The organism is Streptomyces sp. UNOC14_S4 (assembly GCF_020740835.1).
Taxonomy (GTDB): domain Bacteria; phylum Actinomycetota; class Actinomycetes; order Streptomycetales; family Streptomycetaceae; genus Streptomyces.
Map to the genome: position 1 here is coordinate 1 of NZ_JAINFC010000765.1, position 2,543 is coordinate 2,543.

4 protein-coding genes are annotated in these 2,543 nt (G+C 72.2%); 3 read left to right on the forward strand and 1 reads right to left on the reverse strand.

The genetic code is table 11. The features are described from left to right. Nucleotides 1-88: 88 nt before the first annotated feature. Complete coding sequence (locus K6I34_RS35450; RefSeq protein WP_229332143.1) at nucleotides 89-937, reverse strand: TIM barrel protein; 849 nt, start codon at nucleotides 935-937, stop codon at nucleotides 89-91. A gap of 108 nt (nucleotides 938-1,045) precedes the next feature. On the opposite strand from K6I34_RS35450, the gene K6I34_RS35455 reads away from it, so the two are divergent. The 3 genes from K6I34_RS35455 to uraD all read left to right on the forward strand — a co-directional run bounded on the left by K6I34_RS35455 (nucleotide 1,046) and on the right by uraD (nucleotide 2,444). Further along, nucleotides 1,046-1,297, forward strand: a complete 252-nt coding sequence (locus tag K6I34_RS35455) for a thiamine-binding protein (protein WP_229332146.1) — start codon at nucleotides 1,046-1,048, stop codon at nucleotides 1,295-1,297. Further along, complete coding sequence (locus K6I34_RS35460; RefSeq protein ID WP_229332144.1) at nucleotides 1,294-1,671, forward strand: helix-turn-helix domain-containing protein; 378 nt, start codon at nucleotides 1,294-1,296, stop codon at nucleotides 1,669-1,671. The genes K6I34_RS35455 and K6I34_RS35460 overlap by 4 nt, the downstream gene beginning before the upstream one ends. Nucleotides 1,672-1,931: 260 nt before the next feature. Next, nucleotides 1,932-2,444 carry a 2-oxo-4-hydroxy-4-carboxy-5-ureidoimidazoline decarboxylase gene (gene uraD, locus K6I34_RS35465; RefSeq protein WP_229332145.1) on the forward strand — a complete coding sequence of 171 codons (513 nt, stop codon included), beginning with the start codon at nucleotides 1,932-1,934 and terminating at the stop codon, nucleotides 2,442-2,444. Nucleotides 2,445-2,543 lie beyond the last annotated feature (99 nt).

Genomic DNA, 2,543 nt, shown 5'->3' on the forward strand with positions numbered 1-2,543 from the left:
CTACTGGGGTGCGGCTTGCGCTGCGCGCGGCTGCGGGTCCGTTGTGGCTGGGCGCGCAGTTCCCCGCGCCCCTAAAGGGCGCAGCCCCCTAAAGGGGCTGCGCCCACGGCGTTTTGTGCAGCCAGTCGAATGCCTTTGTTCGGTCGGCCTTGTACTCCAGGCCCACCCAGCCCGCGTAGCACGCTGTCCCCAACGCGTCGAGCAGGGCAGGGAAGTCCAGCAGGCCCGTGCCCGGTGCGCCTCGGCCCGGGGCGTCGGCGATCTGGACGTGGCCCGTCATGGGCGTCCAGCGGGCGATGGTGGCGAGCAGGTCGGCGTCGCCCATGGCCAGGTGGTAGAGGTCGAGCAGGAGCCGCGCGTTGTCCAGACCGCTCGCCGCGTTCACGGCGTCCACCACCTCGGCGGCCCGCTCCGCGGTGGTCACCGGGTACCGCGGTGACTCCACCGCGTTGAGGGCCTCGACGAGGAGTACGGCCCCGGCGCGGTCGGCGGCGCGGGCCGCGCGTACCAGGTTGTCCAGGGCCAGCGCGTCCTGGACCTTCCCGTCGATGCCCGGGACGCGGTTCCCGTACAGCGCGTTGAGAGCCGTACAGCCCAGCGAGGCGGCGAAGTCGGCCGCGACGCCGAGGTTGGCGCGGAAGCGCTCGGACTCCGGGCCGGGGAGCGAGAGCGCGCCCCGGTCGGGCCCGGGGAGGCGCCCGGCGTAGAAGTTCAGGCCCACCAGGCGCGTGCCCGCGTCCTCCAGCGCGGCGCGGAGGGCGTCCAGCCGCCGCTTCTCCGGTACGGGGTGGCCGGGCCAGGGCCACCACAGCTCGACGGCGGTGAAACCGGCCGCGGCCGCTGCCGCGGGGCGTTCGAGCAAGGGGAGTTCGGTGAGGAGGAGGGAGAGGTTCACGGCGAAACGCGGCTCGGGGGAGCGCGGCTCGGGCGGACCCATGGGCGTCACTTTCCTTCCGTTATTCGGAAGTTGGATTCTGTTTTGTGGAAGCGTGCGCGTGCTCAGGGAAGCTGTCAAGAGCCGTGGCGGAGCTACCGTTGGCCCATGCTGCGATTGCGAGTGGAGTTCACGACCGAGCCCTTCGACCTCGACGAGGCCCCGCCCCACGCCGTGGCGGCCCGTCAGGTCGTGCAGGGCGCCGACCTGGACGCCGTGGACGTCGGCCCGTTCGGCAACACCATGGAGGGCCGTGCCGAGACCGTCCTCGCGACGGTGGGCGACGTGTTGCGCGAGTCCCTGAAGGCCGGGGCCACCCGGGTGTCGCTGCAGCTCAACGTGGTGGCGGAGGAGGGCTCGTGACCGGCGCGACGGACGAGTCGTTCCGCGCCGCGGTCAAGCCGCTCGTCGACGCCCTGGGCGGTGAGATGGTCGAGCCGGCGCTCGCCCGCGGCGACGACGTCGTGCTGGCCTGGGAAGGGCGCGAGGTCGTGGCCGTACGGCTGCCGCACCTCTCCGACTCGCTCGACCACATCCTCGCCGACCTCGAACGCAAGCACGGCATGCCGCTCGCCGAACTGGACCGCAAGGCCAAGCAGTCGGTCGTCCGCGGCCTGGAGGCACGCGGCGCGTTCGCCGTGCGGCACGGTGTGGAGACGGTTGCCGCTGCGCTCGGCGTCAGCCGGTTCACTGTGTACAACTACCTGAACCGGGAGAGTGCGCGGCGGGGAGTGTAGGGGCGCCTACCGGGGGTGCGTCTTGCGCTGCGCGCGCGGCTGCGGGCCGGTGGCCCGCTCGCCCACCGGGTTGCCACCCGAGCCCGGCGCGCGGCTGCGGGCGCGTCGTGGCTTGTCGCGCAGTTCCCCGCGCCCCTGACGGGGCCGGGCCCTCTTCGCGAAGAACCGTGATTTCAACAAACTGTTGACGCCGCGTTCGTGAAGGCGTTAGCTGAGCGCAGCCCGTCCCAGCCGACCGTCGAGCGGCCATGGAGGCGACCATGACGTCGCGTACGACACCGGGGCTCACCCGGTTCAACACGGCCCAGGAAAGCGATGCCCGCGCCGCGCTGCGCGAGATCTGCGCCAGCGGGGCATGGGGGAGCGCGGTGCTCGCGCACCGCCCTTTTCCCGACAGCGCGGCGCTGCACGCGGCGAGCGACGCGGCCATGGCCGCGCTGACGGCGGAGGACCTCGCGGAGGCGATGGTGGCGCACCCGCCCATCGGCCGTCCCGTCCCGGGCGACCCGGCGTCCGTCCGTGAACAGCGGGGCATGGCGGGCGCCTCCGGCGCCCTCAGGGCCGCCATGCTCGAACACAACCTCGCCTACCAGGAGAAGTTCGGCCACGTCTTCCTCATCTGCGCCACCGGACTCTCCGCTGAACAGATGTATGACGCCATTCGTCACCGGATCGACAACACGCCGGAACACGAACGCGAGATCGTGCGACGGGAACTCGGCAAGATCAACCGCATCCGGCTGACGCGGCTCGCGGAAGGAGCCCCACCATGAGCCCCACCCCGGGCCCCGTATCAGACCCCGTATCAGGCCCGGGGTGGGGCTCATGGTGGGGCTCCTTCCGCGAGCCGCGTCAGCCGGATGCGGTTGATC

Excerpts from the sequence above, each read along its gene's own strand:
- K6I34_RS35450 (WP_229332143.1), bottom strand. The coding sequence starts at position 937 with ATGGGTCCGCCCGAGCCGCGCTCCCCCGAGCCGCGTTTCGCCGTGAAC.
- uraD (WP_229332145.1), top strand. The coding sequence starts at position 1,932 with ATGACGTCGCGTACGACACCGGGGCTCACCCGGTTCAACACGGCCCAG.